Origin of the sequence: Jiangella ureilytica (genome assembly GCF_004348545.1) — a bacterium.
GTDB classification, from domain to species: Bacteria; Actinomycetota; Actinomycetes; order Jiangellales; family Jiangellaceae; genus Jiangella; species Jiangella ureilytica.
Window position 1 is genome coordinate 1 of the sequence record NZ_SMKL01000096.1, and the last position, 19,515, is coordinate 19,515.

Here is a 19,515-nt window from a genome sequence, read left to right on the forward strand (position 1 = left end):
GTCGGGGGCGGCGTCGAGGAGGCGGCTGACCCAGGGGGTGTCGGCGGTGCCGGGGTTGACGGCGTTGACGCGAATGCCGTCGCCGATGTGGTCGGCGGCCATGGCGAGGGTGAGGGAGAGGACGGCGCCCTTGGTGGCGGAGTAGAGGGCGCGTTGGGGGAGCCCGGCGGTGGCGGCGATGGAGCAGACGTTGACGACGGCCGCCCGCTCGGAGCGGCGCAGGTGCGGCAGTGCCGCGCGGGCGACGCGCACCATGCCGAGGACGTTGACGTCGAAGACGTGGTGCCACTCGGTGTCGGGGTTGTCGGCGATGGTGCCGGCGGCGCCGATGCCGGCGTTGTTGACGACGATGTCGAGGCCGCCGAAGCGGTCGGCGACGGCGGTGACGGCCGCGGCGACGCCGTCGGAGTCGGTGACGTCGCACTCGAGGGCATACAGGCCGCCGGGGGCGTCGTCGAGCTTGCGGTCCAGGATGGCCACGTTCGCGCCGGCGGCGGCCAGCAGTTCGGCCGTGGCCAGCCCGATGCCCGAGGCACCGCCGGTGACCACCACCGCCCAGCCGTCGAGTTCTGCCATGTGTCGATCCCTTTCACGTGTGCGCCGACGCCGACCCAGGCGCGAGCGCGTGCCGAGTGCCGTGCGGGGCGAGGGTGATGAGGTCATCGAGCTCACGCACGGGACAAAGCCGTGTCGCCGAACTCGTCGGGTGCCGGTCGGGCGTCGTATCCGACCCCGGGCGCGGAGGGCGCCCGTACCATGCCGTCGGCGTCGACGTGAGGATCCGGGATGATCGGGTTGCCGATGATCTGGCTCTCGTAGTACGTGGTGTTCGGCACCGCCATGCACAGCTGCCGCTGCAGCAGCCCGGACCCGTGGACCTCCGCATTCATCAGGTACGCCTCGGCCAGGTGCGCGATGCGCAGGGCACCGGTGATGCCACCCTTGAGGTGCGGGCTGGTGCGCACAGAGGTGGCGCAGCCGGAAGAGATGAAGTCCGCGGTGTTCATGTGTGCGCCGTCGGCGGTCTCACCGACGAGCAGCGACACCCCGACGTTGTCGGCCAGCCAGCGGTGCGCGGTCACGTTGAACTCGCGCATCGGCTCCTCATACCAGAGGAACCCGGCGTCGGACAGGGCATGCCCGAGCTGGATGGCACCGGCGAGGTCGAACGCCGCCGAGCCGTCGTACATGAGCGGTAGATCGTCTCCGACATGGGCGCGCAGCCGGGTCACCAGCTCGCTGTCGCGGCGGACGTCACCCCAGGCGTGCACCTTGACGGCCTGGTAGCCGTGGGCAAGGCACTGGTCGACGACGTCGAGGTACTCCTGGACCGATCCGTAGGTGACCGTGCTCGCGTATGCCGGGATGCTCTCGCGAAACCCGCCGGCGAGCCGGTGCACCGGCAGGCCGGCCGCCTTGCCGGCGATGTCCCAGAGGGCGATGTCGACGAGCCCGAGCGCGTAGATCGGGAACTCCTCGCGCCGGTCCAGCTCCCACATCCGGCGCCAGAGGAACTCGCGGGCGAGCGGGTCGGCGCCGACGATCTCGCCGCGGATGACGCGGTTCACCAGGTCGGCGACGATGACGCCCCGCCGCGTGTGCGCCTCGCCGACCAGACCTTCATCGGTGCGCAGACGCAGGATCCCACCGGTGACCGGCGGCTCGGAACCGGGGAGGCCGTCGCGCCAGCGAAAGACCGGCTGAGCAGGGAGCTCGACGAGGTCGACCGTGGCATCGACGATGCGCACGGCGTCACCTGCTCTCGGGGTGCGGTCCGGCCTGCGGATGGCCGGACGGCAGGTCGACACTGAGCATCCGGCGCCGGATCTCGTGCTGGAACTGCACGAGCGCGCCGTCGATGTGCTGGGCCATGGTGCCACCGGCGCGTCCGGCCTCGCCGTCGCCGATGGCATCGGCGATGTCGGTGTGCTCCTTCGCTGCCACCACCAGGGATCCGCTCTGATCGCCGCGTAGGCCGATGGTCAGCACCTGGCGTTTGAGCTGGGTGATGACACCGACCGTCGACTCGAAGAAGGTGTTGTTGGTGCCGGCGGCCACGGCGCGGTGAAAGTCCTCGTCGGCCTGCCGGAAACGGTCGAAGTCGTCGTTCTCGGCGGCGTCGGCGGACCGGCGGGCCGCATCGCGCACGGCCCGCACCTGCTGGGGCGTGGCACGGGAAGCGGCGAACTCGCTTGCCGCCACCTCGAGCGTCCTGCGCACCTCGAAGAGCATCCGAACCTGCTCCGGATCGGCGGGCAGGAAAAGGCTCCAGGAATCGGTGGCGAACCGACCGGACGGCTCGGCCACGTGGACACCGGAACCCTTGCGCACCGTCAGCCTGCCCAGGGCCGAAAGGACCTTCACAGCCTCACGAGTGACCGTGCGGCTGATGTCGAGAGCGAGCGCGATGTCCCGCTCGGTACCGACACGGTCGCCGGGGCGGAGCTGCCGAGCGGCGACGTGCTCCAGGATCCGCTCCGCCGCGACCTCGTAGCCAGGGCGGTAGATGGTCCCTGTGTCGGCACGGTCATCGCCGCGTGGCGCTCCGGCCGGGCCCGTGAGTCCGCGCTCGTCGTGCATCGCTACCTCTCGTCCTGGCTCTGGCCGAAGTCAGCCGTGAGCCTGTCGGTACTGAGCTCCCTGAACGGTGACAACCATCATATACGACTCATGGACTGATGACGAACAAATACTAGTTATAGAGCGTTGACAGCTGACCGCTCACCGCTGCACACTGCTGACCACCGGACATAGCGTGGCTGCTTTGGAATCAAGTGGTACTGATTGCGCTGGCGGCAGCCCACAACTGCTATTTGCGCTCACCAGCTGGTGCGTGCTGACACGGGGATCCGCTGCGATGCGGAACCGCCGTCGCTCCACCATCGGAGGGGTAGCGCATGAGAACAGAAGGCGCCGTCGGTCCGTCCCACGGGCGTCTGCTCCCGCGGGGGCCGGGCGTGCTCGTCGCCTGATGTCGGGTGTGCAGTGCGCTCGCGGCCCGGTGCCCGCTTCCCGACCGTCGTCATCTTCATGATCCCGCAGCGCTGCCGAGTCGGCGGGGCTGTCCGCCGGATCGGTGAAGTGACGCCCGGTCCCGGCGCCCATGTCGGGACCGGTCATTCCCAACACCCACCGAAGGGAAAGCCATGACCATCATCCGAAGATCACTCGGCTGGTGTGCCGGAGGGCTGGCTCTTGCCCTCGCGGCCACGCTGGGCGGCACTTCCATCACCACCGCCGCACCGCCAGAGGCCGACCCGCCAGCGATGGAGCCGACCTCGGCGACCAGCACGCCGGGGGAGAACTACGTCGCCCTGCAGTTCGGGGTGTTCATGCACTACGGCCTGGCCACCTACGTCAAGAAGAGGCCCTGGGATTACGACCCCCACGAGGTCTCGCCGCTCACGTTCGCCCCACCCGCCGAGATGGACACCGACCAGTGGATGCAGGCGGCGGCGTCCTCGGGCGCCAAGTATGTGATCTTCACCGCCAAGCACCATGACGGGTTCGCGCTGTGGCCCAGCGACTACACCGACTACGACGTGGCCTCGAGTTCGGCACCCGATCGGGACATCGTGCAGGAAGTGGTGGACTCCGCTCGCGAGTTCGGCCTGAAGCCCGTCCTGTACTACTCCTGGCTCGACTTCTACAAGGACGGTGGCTCCGACGACGAGGGCAACTACCACTTCGTCGCGAGCCCCGAGTACGTGCAGTTTGCCAAGAACCAGATCACCGAGCTGCTCACCGAGTACGGCGACATCGCTGGCCTCTGGCTGGACACCGCCCCGGGCAAGTTCGATTCCGGCCGGCTCCAGGAGATCAAAGACCACATCGCGGCGGTTTCACCGACCACCGCGTTCGTTCCCAACACCCATCTCACCGAGAAGCGAGGCGGTACCAGGCTCGCGCCCGCCGACGTCCTCGTGCACGAAGCCGAACTCGAGGGGGATCTGCCCTGCGACGCCACCAGGCCCCACGAGCAGTCATTCTTGGCGGTCCAGCCCAACTCCGCAGGTTGGGGTTGGTGGAGCTTCGCGTCGCGCGACACCACCGTCACTACGGCCCAGGACGTGATGGTCGAACTGATGCGCGCCAACTCCATCGGCGGCGCGGCCGCGGTCAACGCCTCCCCCGGGCCCGACGGGAAGCTCGGGCTGGGAAACGTCAACCTGCTGGCGGAGGTCGGCGCGCTGCGCACCTCGCCGACCGCCTACGTCACCATCGACGACATGGTGCCTCCGTGCGGCGGAACCCTGACCTACTCCGGCCAGCAAACCGACAGCGACTGGATCCACACCAGAGGCACGCCTACGGGCGGCGGCAAGTGGTTCTTCGGCACCCGCACCCATTCCAACACCGTCGGGGCAACCGCCACGCTGACGTTCTCCGGCCCGGATATCACGGTGCTGTTCGAAGCCAACCCCGGCCACGGCATCGCTGAGATCAGCGTCGACGGCGGGCCGCCGGTGGCGGTCAACACTTACAGCGCCACGCGCAGGCAGTCCCAGCCCTTGTTCGAACGGCACAACCTCGGACCGGGCCCGCACACGCTCACCGTGGAGGTCACCGGCCGGAAGGACGATGCCTCGGCCAATACCTTCGTCTCCCTGGAGGGCTTCCGCATCAACGCATCCGCCAACCCCACCATCGTCCCCGTTGCCAACGTCGAGTAGCTGCGACTCAACCCGGCCACCGCGTCGGCGCAACTGCGTGCGCAAACGCTGTCGCTGAAGAGGACCGACTTCCTCGGCCACGAGATGGGCTGCAGCCTCCGTCAGCGGAGGCTGCGGCCCAGGGCGGGCCGGACAGCTCGAACGTCAGGCTCGGGACAAGCGTGTCAACGAACCGGCCGAGTCCGTCTCGAACCGTGACGCGAGCATCGTGTCCGTGGACGTACCCCGCCAAGGTCGCCGGCAGCTGCCAGCAGCGAGCCGACCGCGCCGTCGTGCCAGAGGTGCAGGAAGATCCGGCGTGTCCCAGACGCCGGGGCAGTATAAGTCGGCCGGTCGAGCGTCGCCGGCCGCCGGCGATGGGGCCGACCAGCCACTATCAGCTCGTCGACCTCGGTGTTGTACGCCGCACCAATTGCCGCGCAGGACTCGCCGGCGGCCCGACTCTCGCGCGGGGCCGGCGAAGCACCAGTCGCCGTCCGGTCCCTGCGCCCGCCAGCTGGCGCGCTGACGGGGGGCCGGCTGCCCGACGAGGAGTCGTCGGCGTTGGACGGCAGCGTCGCGGTGCCCGCGAAGTGGCGTTCCTGAACGGCTCGCAGGCCGTCCACACCTGATGCGGCCTCGGAAGGGCCTCACCCAGGCTAGCCACACGGATGTCGACGGCAGCCGTGATGAAGCGGCGGCTCGTCGGCACGCGTTCGCTCGACGCTGCGCGCCAGAGGCGGCCCGACAGGTCGCAGGGGCGTGGTCGCGGCAGTACTTACCCGGACGGGAACGACACCGTGCTGGGGGTGCAGGCGGGGGCCCTGCGCGAAGGCACGGGTGAAGGTGACCCACGTCCGGCGAGGCGGTCCAGCGCCTGCGTGGTGACGTCCGGATGACCGGAGTGCGACTTGCGCCGGGTGTCGCGCTGGTCGGACTTGATGAACAGGACGTTCGGCGGACGCGACATGCGAAGCACACTCGGGTCGATGGGTGCCCGGCCTAGCCCTTCTCGGCGCCGGAGACGTCACTGGCGGTGAGGTAGCGCTGCGCGAACAGGAACGCAACGAGGACCGGCGCGACGGCGACCAGGGCGGCGAGCGCCGCCTCCGGCTGATGGATGGGCAGCGCGGCGAAGCCGCCCTCAGCGTTGATGGCGTCCGTCGACTGCAGGAGCATCATCAGACCCACCTGGAGATTGAAGGTGCGGTCGTCGGAGAGCATGACGAACGGAAGGAAGAAGCTGGTCCATGCGTGCACGAAGCTGAAGAAGAAGATCATGCCGATGATCGGCTTCGACAGCGGCAGCACGATGCGGAAGAACAGAGCTGCCTCGCTCGCGCCGTCGACGCGTGCGGCCTCGAGCAGGCTGTCGGGCAGGCTAGTGGTGCAGTACACGTAGCAGAGGTAGACGGCGAACGGGTAGAACGCCAGCGGCAGGATCACCGACGCCGGCGTGCCGAGCAGTCCGAGCGCGTTCATCTGCAGGTAGAGCGGCAGTACCAGCGCAGCCGTCGGGATGATCATGCCGATGAGGGTGAGCACCAACAGCGCCTTGCGGCCGGCGAAGTCGTACTTCGCCAGCGCATAGCCGGCCGGGACGCTGAGGACCGTGGCGATCACGACACTCGAGCCGGCGTAATAGAGGGAGTTCCAGATCCAGCCGACCAGTTCGCCGTCGTTGAACGTCAGCAGGTTGCTCCAGCCCTGCGCGATGTTGCCGAGTGAACCCATGGACAGCGGGTGATCGCTGAAAATGGACGCCTGGGTCTTCGTCGCCGCGAGGATCAACCAGACGACCGGCAATCCGAAGAAGACGGCACACACCATCAGGAAGCCCACCCGCAGCGACCCTCCGGCCACCCGTCCCGCGCCGTGCGTGGTCGTCTGAACCGCCATCAGCTCAGCCCCCTGTCTATGCGGTAGAACTTCGTGCGGTAGATGACGAACAGCGCCACCACGAGCCCGACCAGCAGCAGCGCGAGCGACAGGGCCGCCGCCTTGCCGAAGTCGCCCTGCTGGGTGGCGTAGTAGTACGCCAGCTGGTTGATCGACCACGTCGAGCTGATCTGTCCCGGGACCCCGGTGGCAAGCACGGTCGGCTCGACGAAGACCTGAGTTCCGGCCGCGAACGTGGCGATGAGGATGAGTGCGGCGTACCGGCTGACCATGGGGAACTTGACGCGCATCGCCACCTGCCACGACGAGGCGCCGTCGATGACCGCTGCCTCGAGCACGTCCCGCGGCAGAGCGGCGAGCGCCGCGTAAACGATGAGGATCCAGCCGCCGGCGTGGATCGCGATGCCCATCAGGGCCAGGATCAGCGGTGTGTTGCCGGAGACAGCCTCGGTCGCGTTCTCGACGCCGAGAAGATCCAGAAGCGGCGAGAACGGGCTGACCTGCGGGCTGACCATGAACAGCCACAACAGCGCCGCGGCGGAACCGGTGATGGCCCCGGGCACGTAGTAGACCAAGCGCATTGCGGCGGCGAACCGCCCGGGGCGCGCGTGCAGGACCAGTGCGATCGCGAAGATCAGCACCAGCATCGACGGCAGCCACAGTGCCACGTACGTCGCGACGTTCCGGGCGGAATCAGCGAGGCGATAGTCTGTGAGCACCTCGCCCCAGTTCGTCAGCGGAGCGAATGTGGTGCCCGCGTCGGTGTCGTCGGTGAACAAGGACGTGTAGAACCCGTAGACGGCCGGTGCGATGCCGAAGCCGACGAGGAACAGCGCGTACGGCGCCACGAAGACATAGGGCGCGAGCCTGCGGCGTCGGCGTCGCGCCAGGACCCGGGCCTCGCGGCCGGTCTCGGGTGCCCGTCGCCGTGCCCGTCCATCTGTCCCGGCGGGAGGGCGACCGGCGATCTCGGTCTCGGTCACCGGGTGACCTCGTAGTCGGTGGACTCCGCCGCCTCGGTGAGCCGGCTGCCCCACACCTCGACGGCCTCGATGAGGGGATCGGGTGACCCGGCGGCGGCCACCACCGTCTCGTTGAAGATGTTGTTCCACTCGTTGGCATAGCGGACCCAGCCGAAGGTGTCCCGGATGAGGGGCGCCTGTTCCTTCATCACCGGGAACGGGTCCTCGGCGTAGAAAGGGTCCTCCGCCCTGGCCGCGCCCCACGCCTCGGCCGCTTCGGCGAACGCCGGATAGGTGGGTTGCTCGCTCTGGTGGTCGACGTCGGTGGTCATCCACGTGGCGAAGTCGACGGCCGCGTCCATGTGCGCCGAGTGCCTGGACACCACGAACGCGCCACCGCCCACCGAGCCGCTGTACGGCACGTCCTCGCCTTCCCACGTCGGCATCGGCGCCGCCGCCATTTCACCTGCCGGGCTCTCGTAGGCCGCCTTGAACCGGTGCTCGCCGTACCAGGACGCCGCCGGGAGCATCAGGATCCTGTTCTCCTGGCCGATCTGGGCGAACGCCGGGTCCGACGGCGACAGGGTGGACACCGAGCCGTTCGCCAGCAGCGGGTCCAGCAACTCGGCGGCGCGGACACAGCCGGGATCGGACGTGTCGATGCGTACTGTCGTCAGGTCGACGACGTCGCGGGTGGGACAGCCGCTGGACTCGAAATACACACCGGCGCCCCACTTGCCGCTGAGGCCGCCGATGATGTAGCCGGGGTGCTCGGCCGCGACCCGCTCACCCAGCGCGCCGTAGTCGGCCCAGGTCTGCGGGACCTCGTAGCCGAACTCGTCCATCAGCGCCTGGTTGTACCAGAGCACCGTCTGGCCGATGTCGTTGCGCAGGCAGTAGAGAACGTCGCTGAAGGTGCATCCTGAGAGCGAGCCCTCGACGAACCCATCGACGATCTCGTCGTCGACCAGCTCGCTGAGTGGCGCGGCGAAGTCGAACGGCGGCGCGGCCAGCGACGCGACGTCCTCCGGGGTGTTGAGGAAGACCACGTCGGGCCAGCCATCCTCGGCCTGATTGGCCAGCGAGATCTGTGTGAGCACATAGCCCGGGTCACTGGGGATGGTTGTCATCCGGATGTCGACGTCGGGATGCTCCTCCATGTAGCGCTCGACGCCCGGTGTCCTCGTGGAATCTACCCAGACCGTCAGCGACGTCGCTCCCTCATCGTTGTCGCCGTTACCGGTGCTGGCCCCCGGCGCGGTGCAGCCCGCGAGGAGGAGCCCGGCGGTCGCACAACCGGTGACGCGCCGAGCGTGCCGGGCGCGTTGCTGCCCGCCTTTTGTTGTCATCGAGCACTCCTCCTCGGTGAACTGCCGACTGAGCCGTTAAGTCCTATATGTTGCCGAGCGGTGGGAAGCGCTTCGCGCCCTGCGTGCGCCCAACGACTTGAGGCGGACGGCTATCAAACCCGGTAATCGCGGTGGTGCTCACCGTATGTGTCCAGATTAGACCTCGTCAAGAGCGAGGTGGCCTCAAGCCTCGAGAAACAAATCGTAGTTGCTCTGTTTCCCGCGGCGAACTAGATCCTATGTACCCTCCGACCCAAGGTGGCACCACTCGCCGCCACGGTGCCGCAGGGAAGCGGCAAAGGTGCTGGCCGCGCTGGGACGCGTCACCATGTGCACGGGCGCGGGCATGTACGTCGCCAGCCCACCGGTCGGCCTGCAAGAGGCATGGAACCTCCTCGTCGGCCATGTCACCAAGACGCCACCGGCTCCGGGTGAGAACCATGCCGGCGCCGGCACCGCTACCTCAGCATCTGCGGGACCTACCGCCCGACGCGCTCCGGCTAAAGCTCGCCGACCGCTACAGCAACGCCCGGCCCCTGGACGCGGTGACGACGTCCAGCCCCAACGGCGTGAGCGAATGCCTCACCGTCTTGCCCCGGCGCCGACTGGCCACCAAGCCGGCCCGACGCAGCGCCGAGGCATGCACAGAAGCCGATGACGGGCTGAGCGCTACAGCACGGGCCAGCGAGGTCGTGGTGTGCTCGTCGACGAGTGTCTGCAGGACGGTGGCGCGCGTGGCTCCGAGGGCGGCTTTCGCGCCGTCGTATCCGGCACTCGCCTCGGCCAGCCAAGTGGCATACGGAACCGGGTAGACCAGAGTAGGTTGGCTCCACTCCAGGGCGAGCCCCGGACGAGGCCACACCGAGGGCATCACCCGAAGTCCACGACCGCCCAGATCGATGTCGGCGTGCACCGGACCGGCGACCTCGAGGACGCCCGCGCGCCACCGAACCGCCGGATGCAGACTGTTCAGCATCGTGGCGATGCCCTCCGTCGCGATTTCGCGGGTGCGGTGACTCAGCTCGGCCGTCACGACGCGGGTGTGGACCGGCGACAGGGGCGCCATGACGTGGTCGTGGTACGCGCGCATCGCTACGCCGAGGTCGTGCCGCGCCTGTGTCCGACCCCGGCAGAGGTCTTCGACCCACGCTGACAGTCGAGTTGCCCGCCCCGCAGTCACCTCGGCCCGGATCCGTGCCGCGGGCGTCGACTGGACGATGTCAATTGCCTCGTCGATGTCGTCCACCGTCTCCGGTGCGAGGAACAGGGGGACGTCTCCTTGTGCCGGGACCAGCTCCCAGAGGCGTCCCGCCTGCTGGGGGAGCCTGCCTGCCTCGGAGCGCCACATTCGTCGATAGGGATGTCCGACCAGTTGCAGCGCCTGCAGGCTCACTGGCAGTTCGCAGAGGCCTGGCGCCGCGAGCCGTATACGAGCGATGTCGTCGACGCTCATCCGAAGCCGCAGCATGTCTCTCACCCCTGTCATCGCATCGATTCGTCGAGGACCGAATCGTTCGCACCGTGGACGCCGCCGTCCTACGTTCGGCGGGTCCTTGACGGGTCGTGCGGTGGCAGCTGTTCGCGCCAACCGCAACCGAAACAGTAGCTGAGGAGACCAGAACCATGCGATTGACCAGTGCCGCGCTCGCGCTCGCCGGACTCACCCTTGCCTCGCTTCCCGCGGTCGCCGCCGCTGACCCACCGACGAACCCGAACTGCCTGGGGGTTGTCACGGCGCAACGTGCAGTGGCACACCACGACCTCGGTGACCACGCGTCCTCGCAGGAGGAGCCTCGTCTCGGCCTGGGCAATGTCACTCGGCTGATCCTCGGAGAGGACGCCCACATCGGTGACTTCGGAGCGTTCCTCGGGCAGATCGACGGCGACGACGCCACCTATTGCCCGTAACCGGCAGAGCGCACCAGCAGAGTCATCAGGCCGTGCCGACGTAGCGGCTGTAGTGGTCTGGAAGACCCGATCTGCCCGGCATTGTCCGAGCACGGTTGCTGTCGAACGGGTTGCTTGGGTCCGAGGCGGAGTCGGCATCTCCGAAACGGGCGCCGTCAATGCTGAGCTCCTCGGTTGCGGCTCTTCACCGACCAGGCGCGCGGAGGCAGGTTCGAAGCGGCTGCGCAGCCGCTTCGACACACCCGCCAGCCCGGGTTCCGTGGCGGTTGCGGGCTCACTGCGTGGGTAGGTAGTTTCCGGTCCTGATGGGATCAATGACCACCATGGTCGTGTAGCGCTTGACGTTTGGTGCGTTCTTGAACAGTCGGTCAGCGAGCACGTGCTGGTGCGCCATGCCACGAGTCGCGAGCACGACGGCGTAATCCCAGTCTCCGGTGACGACATAGGCTTGCTGCACCTCCAGGGATGCCGGAAACGCTGACGAAACGCCTCGTGGTGCCCGCTCGACTCCCGTTCGAGGGTGACGAGCACGATTGCCAGCACGATGTCCTTGTTGCGGCGAAGGTGGAGGACCGCGACGAGGCGGGACAGTCTGCCTGCCGATCGGTAGCGGGCAATTCGCCGCTGCACAGCGCTCGCGGACTTCATCGGCGGCTTCGCCCGTGTGGAAGTCCTCGGCTGCCTCACCCGGGCCGCGGAGGAGCCAACCGAACGAGCCGACCTCGCGGAGATCGCCGTTCAGGCCGACCTCGCGCTGCAGGACCTTAGCTCATTCAACGGTGTCCACGACGACTCGGACCTCGGCACGGCCGTCGCCCGATTGCAGCCGTACTTGCGGCTCTCAACCTGGCCGATTCACTGTGGACTCGAGATGGAACGACCCGGGTGCAATTTCCGCCGTTCCGTCGTGTCGCCCGCCGTGCCGGCGACGGCGGCGCGACACGTCGTCTCGAGCCGCACTTGCGTGGGCGCGAGCCCGGGCACGAATTGAGTCTTGCGGAAACAGTATCCATAGGACACAGTTATCTTCGATCGGAAACAGTGGCCGGCGGACACAGATTCGGAAGGCCTGCGCCTCGCCTCCGCCGGCTCACGCGAAGGCGGCGGCAGGTCGCCACGAGATGGAGTAGAGGCAGTGACCGCACGTATCGGCAGGACCATCAGCGCCTCCGCGTTCGTCAGCCTGGACGGCGTGGTCAACCACATGGAGAAGTGGCACTACGACTACGTCGACGACGAGTCCGACGCGCTGGCCCTGGAGCAGTTGCGTGCCGCGGGCGCGCTGCTCATGGGCCGCAAGACCTACGAGGTGTACGCGGCCACATGGCCGGGCAGGGACGGCGTGTACGCCGACGCGATCAACGCCATGCCCAAGCTCGTCGCGTCGACCACGCTCGGGCAACCGGCGCGGGCCAACACCGAGGTCCTCGACGGCGAGCTGGTCCAGAGCATCCGCGCGCTGCGCGCCGAGGACGGCGCACCCATCCTCATGCACGGCTATGGTCCGGTGGCCAAGGCTCTGCTCGAGGCGTACCTGCTCGAACTGGACCGATGGCAGGCGCTGGCCAGAGGCAAGAGCATCCACCGCAGTAGCGCCACTACGCTGCGAACGGGTCGTCCCATCGGCCGTTCGGCGTCATCTCGTTGGCGAAGAACTCCGTCAAGACCGGGGCTAACGCCTTGGGTTTGACGATGTGCATCTCGCCCTCGAGCACGAAGTACTTCGCGTTGGGGAGCACGCTTGCGGTGGCCCGCACTCCGTTGTGCATCCACTTCGGACTTTTGCCGCCGACCACTGCCAGCGTCGGCACGGTGACCGCGGACCAGCGACTGCTGGACAACGGCTTGCCCTGCTGGGCCTCCACCACGAACGAGACGTCGTAGGGCAGCGTGTGCGCGATCGACTTCAGCTTCCTCCACGCCGGCATGAGCCTCATCATGCCGACCATGAGACTAGGGAGGTTGATCCCCTCGGTCATGAAGAGCTTGACAGCCTTGCCGCGCTCGTCCGCCTTCACCAGGTCCTCGAGCCGGGTCTGGTATCCCTCGGGCAGCGGGGGACGCGTGTCGTCGACGAAATGTGGCGGCTCGAAGATCGCCAACTTCGCGATGGCCAGGCCGCTGGCCGCCGCGTCGAGCGCGAGGGTGGCGCCAGAGGAGATGCCGTAGACGAACGCGGAACCACCTACCTCGTTGATCAGGGCCTCGAGGTCCTCGATTTCGCGCATCGTGTTGAATGGCGGGGTGTCGCCGCTCTCGCCGCGGCCCCTGCGGTCGTAGGTGTACACGGTGAAGTGGTCGGCGAGCTTCTCCGCCAGTCCGGCGTTGGGGCCCTGCTGACGCCAGCAGAGGGCACCGTCCACCAGGATGGTCGGCGGCCCGCTGCCCACGCGGCTGTAGGCGATACTGGTGCCGTCCTTCGAAGTCACCGTTGGCATCGTCGTTCCTCTCGGCTCGGTTCGATGTGTCGCACTCTTGTGGGCCCGAGGTGTGGGCACCCGGGCACGCCCGCCCAGGGATGGACCAGTGGAGCGGGATCGCTACGTCACCCAGCCTGCTCCGTTGGTGCGGCCTGGTGATCGGCACGGGCCTGATGCCTTACCCGCTCGCCGTGTTTCAGCCGCAACGCCCCCATGATCGGTGTCTCCCGAGCGTCGACGGCGGGTGCTTCACCAACGGCACCTCGCCGCCGCCGGGTCGCCGACGCCGGCCGGGTGGCCGACGCCAGCCGGGTCGCGGTGGAGGGTGACCACCGGCATTTGTCGCTCTGCGTCGTTCAGGCCGGGGGGCGGGTCAGATGGTGCCGCGCTCGATTCCTGCTGCGATGAGGTCCAGCATGTCCTCGACGCCTCGCCTGGATGCGTCCTGGTCGGCGGGTCCGGGCCAGGAGACGAACTCATAGGTGAGGTCGACTCCGTCGGAGGCATCGGACAGTGTCACGGTGACCAGCTCCCGCGGCTTTTGGAACTGGAGGACCACCCGGCGCGGCGGGCCCATCTCGGCGTACTCGAAGCCGAACGGGATTTCAGAGCCGTCCGCGTCCGAGATCATCACAGCGTCCAGCCGTCCGCGCGGCCGGGCGTCGACCCGCATCCGTTCGGCGGGCGTGTGATAGCCGGGCACGACGAACCACTGTTCGAGCTTGCTCGGCTCGACGAATGCTGCGAAGACGCGCTCGGCGGTGGCATGCAGGCGGCGATGCACGGTGAATCCGCCGCTTGCGTGCGGTGCTGGCTTTTCAGGCATATGTGGCGTTCCTTCCGGCCTGGCTTGCTGGGCGAGGTCGTCGCGGTCGTCGGTCGACTGGCTCGGTCAGGCATCGGGATTGCGAAGCGTCAGGACGACGATGCCGGAGCTGAGGGCGCGGGTGGCGGTCAGTTCGAGCTTCTTGGTGAGGCCGGGGCGGATGAGGAGGTCCTCGGCGTCGCCCACTCCGGACAGATGCGGATGCACCCACAGGTGGAGCTCGTCGAGGAGGTTCGCCTGCAGGAGGGTCTTGGCAACCGGGCCGTAGCCATGCATCAGGATCGACGTGCCGTCCGCGGCGCGCAGCGACCGGACCGCCTCGACCATGTCGCCGTCAAGCACGCTGGTGTTGTGCCAGGCCGGTTCGCTGAGGGTGGTGGAGGCGACGTACTTGGGCATGGCGTTGATCGCGTCGGCATATTCGCCGGTCCGCCCGGGCCAGGTGGCGGAATACACCTCGTAGGTCCTCCGGCCCATCAGCATCGCGTCCGCGGCGCGGAGCTGCTCCAGCGCCAGTTCCTCCAACTCGGCGTCGACATAGTCGAAGTGCCACTTGTCCATGTGATTGACCACGCCGTCCAGGCTGACGAACGTGGAGCTCGCAATAGTCATCCCTACTCCTTCGGTCGGTGCCCATCGAGTGGGCATATGGCATAACGGATGTGGAGCGTCGCGTGGATTGCTGCCCCGACCTCGACCTCGACCTCGCAACTTGCGGGCGAGCGCCGGAAATCATCACGGCCGCCGCGACTATGTGTGGCAGAAGCCGCGCGGTGCTGGTGGCAGCGTTCCCCGGTCAGGAACGGTGAGGGCTGCCAGATCGCCGAGAGTGTGATTGCGACCTGACCAAGGTCATTGCGGCGACCCTGTGGCCGTTCACCGCATTCATGCCGGGCTCTCCTTTGCCGGTGTGTCGTGCGCGTGCTACGGGCCTTCGGATGTCGCGAATCGGTGGCGCGTTCGAACAGTCCGTTGGCGCCGACCATCTCCCACACTTCAGAGTGGGCGACTCGAGCGCCCAGGCGCTGATGCCGTCTTGGAGCTCGACGAACGCCGGGATCGCGAGCAATGGGTTGCTCGCACCAGGCGCGTCCAGCAAAGCGACGAACGTGACGCCGCCGGGCCCCTTTCAGACCGCGTAGCCCACATCGGGCGCAGCCGCGGCGATCGCCGCGAACGTTTCCGCGTCTCGGCAGCAACCACATCGACGTTGTCCGCATGAACACGCGCCGAGACGACGACCAGGTTCATGACTGCTCTCCTTCCTCGAGGCCTCGCTCGAAGCTGAAGTCGGGCGGCATGTCGTGGAAGTAGCCGGTCTCGGCCCGATGAGCGATCTTCCAGCCGTCCGAGGTCCTGACGAGTTCGTCGTCGTACCAGAGGCCCTGGAAGAACAGCCGCGTCTCGCCGTCGCCCCGGCGGAGTACGACCGGACAGTGGCAGATGGTCCTGGCGGTGGCCGTGTCGCCGTCAATCTTGACCCGCGACGTCGAGATCGCATGCTGGATGACCACGACGCGTTCAAAGGCGCCGGCAAGGAACGCCGCCATCTCCTCCACGCTGTTGCCAGGGCCTGCGGTGACGTCGTCGATGACGGCGTCGGATGTGAAGACCGCCCGGTAGGCGTCCCAGTCGCGGCCGTCGACCGCGTGGCAGTACCGGATGAGCAGCTGCTCGATCTCCAGGCGGTCGGCGATTTCCTGGACCGGCATGGTCATGGCGTCCTCCCTCAGCCAGTGATGGCCAGAACGATGGCGCCCACGCCCAGGGGCACGTCCAGCAGGACGCAGAACTCCGCCAGCGACCGTGGTACGACCTGGTTCCGCCGGTAGTGGATCACGTCCCACACAGCGTGACAGGCGAGTGCGACACCGGTCAGCGCGAGCCCCGCCCTGGGTGCGAGGAAGAGCGCAGCCACAGCGACGCCCCCATAAGCGGTCAGGGCGGCGGCCTGCGCGGTGAGCGGCGGGCGCGGCACCCTCAGGACTACGCCGACGACGACCAGCGCCGCCGCAACGACGGCGCAGACGACCCACCAGGACACGTCGACCGCCTGGCTGGTGACCACGACAGCGCCGAAGACGAGGCAGCCTGCCCATGCGACCCATGAGCGATTCAGTGCCGCAGCACCCAGGTAACACAAGAGCGCCACGCCGGTCACGATGGCGATCCTCTCGGTATCCGGGTCAGTGGCCAGCTGCACGACGGCGATCGTCAGGCCGAGCGCGCTGGGCCAGCGGTGCAGGATCCCCTGCGACACGGGAATGTCCCGGGTTGTCGAGCTACTACTCATGGGCGTGCTCCCATCGTGTTCGGAATACCGCAACCACCACCGACTCGGCGCACAGGCGTGGCCGTCGTGAACGTCGGCCTCCACGACGGGCGTCGCCGGGCGCGCGTCACTGGCGCGTGGGCACCTGGTCACCTGGTCGCCGGCGCCACCACGAACTGATCGCCTTCACCGCCCGGCTGGGCCTGCGCCCCGAGTGGTGGTCCAGCACCCGGGAACGCACGCGAGCACTCCGACCTCGTCCATGCCGAGCGGACCCGGGCCATCGAGCTCGGCGCGGTCCCCGTCAGCCAGCCGCGTGAGACGGGTGCTCCATGCAGGCCGAGCGCGCGTACCGAGCGCGCCGCCCGCCCGGCGATGACACGTTGACCGGCGCGGGACAGTGGCTGCAGCTCGATCTGTTCGGGGCGGCGGGACCCGCGGCCCGCGCGTCGCAGCGAGTCCAGATGAGCTGGCAGCGGCCGTGGCGCACCGAACATCCCGATGCCGTGGTCGACACCCGCCCGACCGCCTGCAGCAACCCGTTCCGGATCGGCGATATCGACTTCTTGACTGGTGAAATCAGCCGACCGGCTGGGGCGGTCGCGGCATTCGTGAAGGCCAGGCCCCGCACGGCTGGATGGCCCCGACCGTTCCGAGACTCGCCCGGTCGTTCTTACGGCGCCCGCTCTTCTCCCCGTGCTTGTGTGTTGCGGGCGCGCGGTCGTGGACGACCACGGTTGCGATGACGTATTCAACGGCGGCCAGCCCATCATGTCTCGACTGCGACGGCATCGATCTCCAGCAGCCATTCCTCGGCGTAGATGTCGGTGATGACGATCGTGACGGCGGGCCGGTGGTCGCCCAGCACCTCCGCCCGGATGCGTCCGTACGCCTCGCGGTACTTCCGGTCCGAAAGATAGGTGGTGACCCTGGCCAGATGCTGGGGCCCCATGCCGGCTTCGGCCAGGACGGCGAGCACGTTGCGCCAGGTCAGCCTGCACTGGGTCTCGAAGTCGGGCGGCACCGTCCCGTTCTCCGCCCAGGGGACCTGGCCGCTGACGAACACCGTCCGGGTGGCGCCGGTCACCAGCGTGCCGTGTGTATAGGTGCTTGTCGGCTCCGGCAGGACCGCCGGGTCGAGTTGATCGATGGTCATGGTCGCTCCTCGGTGGTGGCGTGGTGGGCGGTGGCTACATGCATGGCCGTGTAATAGATGCACTCGACGGCGCCCGGGTTGGCGAACGCGTGGGTGGCGTCGCCCGCGTAGTAGAGGGCGTCTCCGGTGCCGAGCCGGTGCTCGACGCCATCGACGGTGACGGCCAGCTCGCCGGTCTCGACGGCGATGTACTCGCGCGAGCCCACTGCGTGCGGCGCGAACGAGCCGAGCGTGACACCGGCCGGGATGGTCGTGCGGATGAACTCGAACTCGACGCCGGGCAAGGTGGGGGACAGGATGCGCCGCTGCCACCCGGCCGCGTCGGTGATGGCGGGCTGGCCGTCGCGGCGCAGCTCGATCACTCGGTCCGGCTGGTCCTCGCCCAGCAGCCGGGACACGGTCACGCCGAGCGCCGTCGCCAGGCGGGCCAGCACGAGCACGGTGGGGGTCTTCGCGCCGCGCTCGATATCGGAGATCATGCTCCGACTCACACCGCTGGCCGCGGCGAGCGCCTCGAGATTGAGACCGCGTCGTCGCCGTTCGTCCTTGAGGCGCACCCGCAATCGCGCCGACAGTTCCTCCACGTCGACCACGATAGCAGAATATTTCCGCTATGGCGTCCGAGGTGTACGTGTCGGACCATCGGATGCCGACGCCGATCGCCGTGACCTGCAGCGCAGGCGACAACCCTCTCGACGCGGCCGCTGCGTTCCTTGCATGTCCACACCGGATACGGCTCGTACGGATCGGCCGGTCCTGGAAGGCCGCCCCCTGGTCCACACCGGCCGCCGTGTCCTCGTCCGGCTCCCCCGCAACCGACGCCTGGAGATCGCTGATCGTCGACGGCAACACTCGGCACGAGCACTCGCCGCTCCCGGCTGGCCAGCAGGAGGTTCACCCGGACCGTGGAACCGGCGCCCACCCGCGGCGACAGCGGGCAGCACGATGCGCCAGATGCCACGACAAGTCCGTGTCGTGCGTCAGCGGTGCGAGCGGTCCTTCAGGTCGTCGACTACCGCTTTCAGTCCGGGATGCGCATGTTCGAGAAGTGCGGTGCGGAAAACGGAAAATCGATCGTCGCCCAGCGGCGCAGGCCTTGGTAGACGGTCCTGTAGTAGCCGCGGTCGTAGGCGTCGGGCGTCACCCACCAGCTGGCGTCGACGTCGTGCTGGGCGAGTTCTGGCGTCAAGGGGCGTCGGACTCCCAGCGGGTAGAGGTAGGCGCACCCGATGTAGCCGAGGTCGGCCGAGGTGAGGATGTAGCTGAACGACTTGCGGTCGCGGAATTCGCACTCGTGCCAGTACTCGTCGACGATGATCTCTTCCTCCGTGACCGGCTCGGTCGGCCACTTTCCACCTCTGGTCTCCCGGATCAGCGCAAGACTGTCGTTGATACCGCGCACGTCGTCGGCCACGTCATCCCGGGTGATCGCGTGGGCCGTGACGCCGTTGTGCATCAAGGTCCTCGGAGGCACGAACTCCGCGGGCAGCTCGAGCTTCTTGATGAAAGCGCCCAGGCGGCCGCTCACCTGAGATCACTGCTCCAGCGCCGTGGAGGTGCGCAGGTTGGCCGCTGCCCGGTCCAGCGCGGCAACGAAGAACTGCTCCTATACATTCGTCATCCCCTCACAAGCATCTCGGCGATCTCTTGCCAGGATGCCTCGACGACCGCTACCAGGTCGACTGCTTTCTGCGTCGGCACGTCAGGGCCCTCTCCGATCCCCGCGAACCAGCTCGCGTGAGTACCACCCCTTGGCCGTTGAGCGGACGAGACTGCGGGTCACGCTCCCATCGATGCCGAGAGCATCAGCAATCCTGCGGACCGTGAGGCCGTCATGTTTGCGACCCAGCAACAAGATCGGTACGTCTCGTCCGGGATGCCATCATGCTGAGCAAGCCTGCGACCACGAATTGCTGGTGCCAGGTCGCTTCCCCAGCTCCCGTAGGTGATGTCCCCGCTTGTGGTGTAACTCGTCGGGCCTGACGGCGTGGGTGACCACGCGTGTGGAGGCCATCGTGTGATGGTCAGCGAGACCACGCCAATGGTTCTCGCGGAAGGACACATCACACGA

General features: G+C 68.0%; 19 protein-coding genes. 3 read left to right on the top strand and 16 right to left on the bottom strand.

Going from position 1 to position 19,515, the window contains the following annotated elements; translation table 11 throughout:
* The 3 genes from E1212_RS26660 to E1212_RS26670 all read right to left on the bottom strand — a co-directional run.
* Nucleotides 1-576: SDR family NAD(P)-dependent oxidoreductase (locus E1212_RS26660; RefSeq protein WP_131988160.1), on the bottom strand; the 576-nt coding region annotated here is incomplete at its 3' end.
* Between the two features lie 92 nt (nt 577-668).
* Nucleotides 669-1,748: an enolase C-terminal domain-like protein gene (locus E1212_RS26665; protein WP_131988162.1), complete on the bottom strand. Its 1,080-nt coding sequence runs from the start codon at nt 1,746-1,748 to the stop codon at nt 669-671.
* A gap of 4 nt (nt 1,749-1,752) precedes the next feature.
* The gene (locus E1212_RS26670) at nt 1,753-2,580 is read right to left on the bottom strand and encodes a FadR/GntR family transcriptional regulator (RefSeq protein WP_131988164.1); all 828 of its coding nucleotides are present in this window, start codon (nt 2,578-2,580) and stop codon (nt 1,753-1,755) included.
* A gap of 566 nt (nt 2,581-3,146) precedes the next feature.
* Between E1212_RS26670 and E1212_RS26675 the strand changes: the two genes are divergently transcribed.
* Entirely contained in the window at nt 3,147-4,673 is a 1,527-nt protein-coding gene (locus E1212_RS26675; RefSeq protein ID WP_131988166.1) for an alpha-L-fucosidase, read from the top strand.
* A 981-nt stretch (nt 4,674-5,654) separates the two neighbouring features.
* Here the strand turns inward: E1212_RS26675 and E1212_RS26680 are convergent.
* From E1212_RS26680 to E1212_RS26695, 4 genes are all read right to left on the bottom strand, one after another.
* On the bottom strand, nt 5,655-6,551 hold the full coding sequence (locus E1212_RS26680) for a carbohydrate ABC transporter permease (protein ID WP_131988168.1): 897 nt from the start codon (nt 6,549-6,551) through the stop codon (nt 5,655-5,657).
* The gene (locus E1212_RS26685) at nt 6,551-7,330 is read right to left on the bottom strand and encodes a carbohydrate ABC transporter permease (RefSeq protein ID WP_203417276.1); all 780 of its coding nucleotides are present in this window, start codon (nt 7,328-7,330) and stop codon (nt 6,551-6,553) included. The genes E1212_RS26680 and E1212_RS26685 overlap by 1 nt, the downstream gene beginning before the upstream one ends.
* Before the next feature lie 200 nt (nt 7,331-7,530).
* Nucleotides 7,531-8,862, bottom strand: a complete 1,332-nt coding sequence (locus E1212_RS26690; protein ID WP_131988170.1) for an ABC transporter substrate-binding protein — start codon at nt 8,860-8,862, stop codon at nt 7,531-7,533.
* A gap of 517 nt (nt 8,863-9,379) precedes the next feature.
* The gene (locus E1212_RS26695) at nt 9,380-10,315 is read right to left on the bottom strand and encodes an ArsR/SmtB family transcription factor (protein WP_162605642.1); all 936 of its coding nucleotides are present in this window, start codon (nt 10,313-10,315) and stop codon (nt 9,380-9,382) included.
* Between the two features lie 170 nt (nt 10,316-10,485).
* Between E1212_RS26695 and E1212_RS26700 the strand changes: the two genes are divergently transcribed.
* Complete coding sequence (locus tag E1212_RS26700) at nt 10,486-10,770, top strand: hypothetical protein (RefSeq protein ID WP_131988174.1); 285 nt, start codon at nt 10,486-10,488, stop codon at nt 10,768-10,770.
* Nucleotides 10,771-11,044: 274 nt separating this feature from the next.
* Here E1212_RS26700 and E1212_RS31245 read toward each other — a convergent pair whose 3' ends face one another.
* Nucleotides 11,045-11,227, bottom strand: a complete 183-nt coding sequence (locus E1212_RS31245; protein ID WP_162605643.1) for an Lrp/AsnC ligand binding domain-containing protein — start codon at nt 11,225-11,227, stop codon at nt 11,045-11,047.
* A 678-nt stretch (nt 11,228-11,905) separates the two neighbouring features.
* Here E1212_RS31245 and E1212_RS26710 point away from each other — a divergent pair.
* Nucleotides 11,906-12,460, top strand: a complete 555-nt coding sequence (locus E1212_RS26710; RefSeq protein ID WP_162605644.1) for a dihydrofolate reductase family protein — start codon at nt 11,906-11,908, stop codon at nt 12,458-12,460.
* Here E1212_RS26710 and E1212_RS26715 read toward each other — a convergent pair.
* The 8 genes from E1212_RS26715 to E1212_RS26750 form a co-directional block, all read right to left on the bottom strand.
* Complete coding sequence (locus E1212_RS26715; protein WP_131988178.1) at nt 12,369-13,208, bottom strand: alpha/beta fold hydrolase; 840 nt, start codon at nt 13,206-13,208, stop codon at nt 12,369-12,371. The two genes, E1212_RS26710 and E1212_RS26715, sit on opposite strands and share 92 nt — an antisense overlap.
* A gap of 355 nt (nt 13,209-13,563) precedes the next feature.
* A complete protein-coding gene (locus E1212_RS26720) occupies nt 13,564-14,016 on the bottom strand; it encodes an SRPBCC family protein (protein ID WP_131988180.1) in 453 nt (150 codons plus the stop codon).
* 66 nt (nt 14,017-14,082) lie between these two features.
* Nucleotides 14,083-14,628 carry a dihydrofolate reductase family protein gene (locus E1212_RS26725; protein ID WP_162605645.1) on the bottom strand — a complete coding sequence of 182 codons (546 nt, stop codon included), beginning with the start codon at nt 14,626-14,628 and terminating at the stop codon, nt 14,083-14,085.
* 635 nt (nt 14,629-15,263) lie between these two features.
* Complete coding sequence (locus tag E1212_RS26730) at nt 15,264-15,734, bottom strand: nuclear transport factor 2 family protein (protein WP_203417280.1); 471 nt, start codon at nt 15,732-15,734, stop codon at nt 15,264-15,266.
* Between the two features lie 11 nt (nt 15,735-15,745).
* A complete protein-coding gene (locus tag E1212_RS26735; RefSeq protein WP_131988184.1) occupies nt 15,746-16,309 on the bottom strand; it encodes a hypothetical protein in 564 nt (187 codons plus the stop codon).
* Nucleotides 16,310-17,057: 748 nt separating this feature from the next.
* A complete protein-coding gene (locus E1212_RS26740; protein ID WP_131988186.1) occupies nt 17,058-17,444 on the bottom strand; it encodes a RidA family protein in 387 nt (128 codons plus the stop codon).
* Complete coding sequence (locus tag E1212_RS26745; protein ID WP_203417282.1) at nt 17,441-18,037, bottom strand: helix-turn-helix domain-containing protein; 597 nt, start codon at nt 18,035-18,037, stop codon at nt 17,441-17,443. The genes E1212_RS26740 and E1212_RS26745 overlap by 4 nt, the downstream gene beginning before the upstream one ends.
* Before the next feature lie 428 nt (nt 18,038-18,465).
* Nucleotides 18,466-18,972, bottom strand: a complete 507-nt coding sequence (locus tag E1212_RS26750; RefSeq protein ID WP_203417284.1) for a hypothetical protein — start codon at nt 18,970-18,972, stop codon at nt 18,466-18,468.
* Nucleotides 18,973-19,515 lie beyond the last annotated feature (543 nt).

What these genes read in the sequence shown, in the direction of transcription:
- E1212_RS26670 (WP_131988164.1), bottom strand. Translation starts at nt 2,580, where the DNA reads ATGCACGACGAGCGCGGACTCACGGGCCCGGCCGGAGCGCCACGCGGC.
- E1212_RS26675 (WP_131988166.1), top strand. Translation starts at nt 3,147, where the DNA reads ATGACCATCATCCGAAGATCACTCGGCTGGTGTGCCGGAGGGCTGGCT.
- E1212_RS26680 (WP_131988168.1), bottom strand. Translation starts at nt 6,551, where the DNA reads ATGGCGGTTCAGACGACCACGCACGGCGCGGGACGGGTGGCCGGAGGG.
- E1212_RS26690 (WP_131988170.1), bottom strand. Translation starts at nt 8,862, where the DNA reads ATGACAACAAAAGGCGGGCAGCAACGCGCCCGGCACGCTCGGCGCGTC.
- E1212_RS26695 (WP_162605642.1), bottom strand. Translation starts at nt 10,315, where the DNA reads ATGAGCGTCGACGACATCGCTCGTATACGGCTCGCGGCGCCAGGCCTC.
- E1212_RS26700 (WP_131988174.1), top strand. Translation starts at nt 10,486, where the DNA reads ATGCGATTGACCAGTGCCGCGCTCGCGCTCGCCGGACTCACCCTTGCC.
- E1212_RS26715 (WP_131988178.1), bottom strand. Translation starts at nt 13,208, where the DNA reads ATGCCAACGGTGACTTCGAAGGACGGCACCAGTATCGCCTACAGCCGC.
- E1212_RS26720 (WP_131988180.1), bottom strand. Translation starts at nt 14,016, where the DNA reads ATGCCTGAAAAGCCAGCACCGCACGCAAGCGGCGGATTCACCGTGCAT.
- E1212_RS26725 (WP_162605645.1), bottom strand. Translation starts at nt 14,628, where the DNA reads ATGACTATTGCGAGCTCCACGTTCGTCAGCCTGGACGGCGTGGTCAAT.
- E1212_RS26730 (WP_203417280.1), bottom strand. Translation starts at nt 15,734, where the DNA reads ATGACCATGCCGGTCCAGGAAATCGCCGACCGCCTGGAGATCGAGCAG.
- E1212_RS26735 (WP_131988184.1), bottom strand. Translation starts at nt 16,309, where the DNA reads ATGAGTAGTAGCTCGACAACCCGGGACATTCCCGTGTCGCAGGGGATC.
- E1212_RS26740 (WP_131988186.1), bottom strand. Translation starts at nt 17,444, where the DNA reads ATGACCATCGATCAACTCGACCCGGCGGTCCTGCCGGAGCCGACAAGC.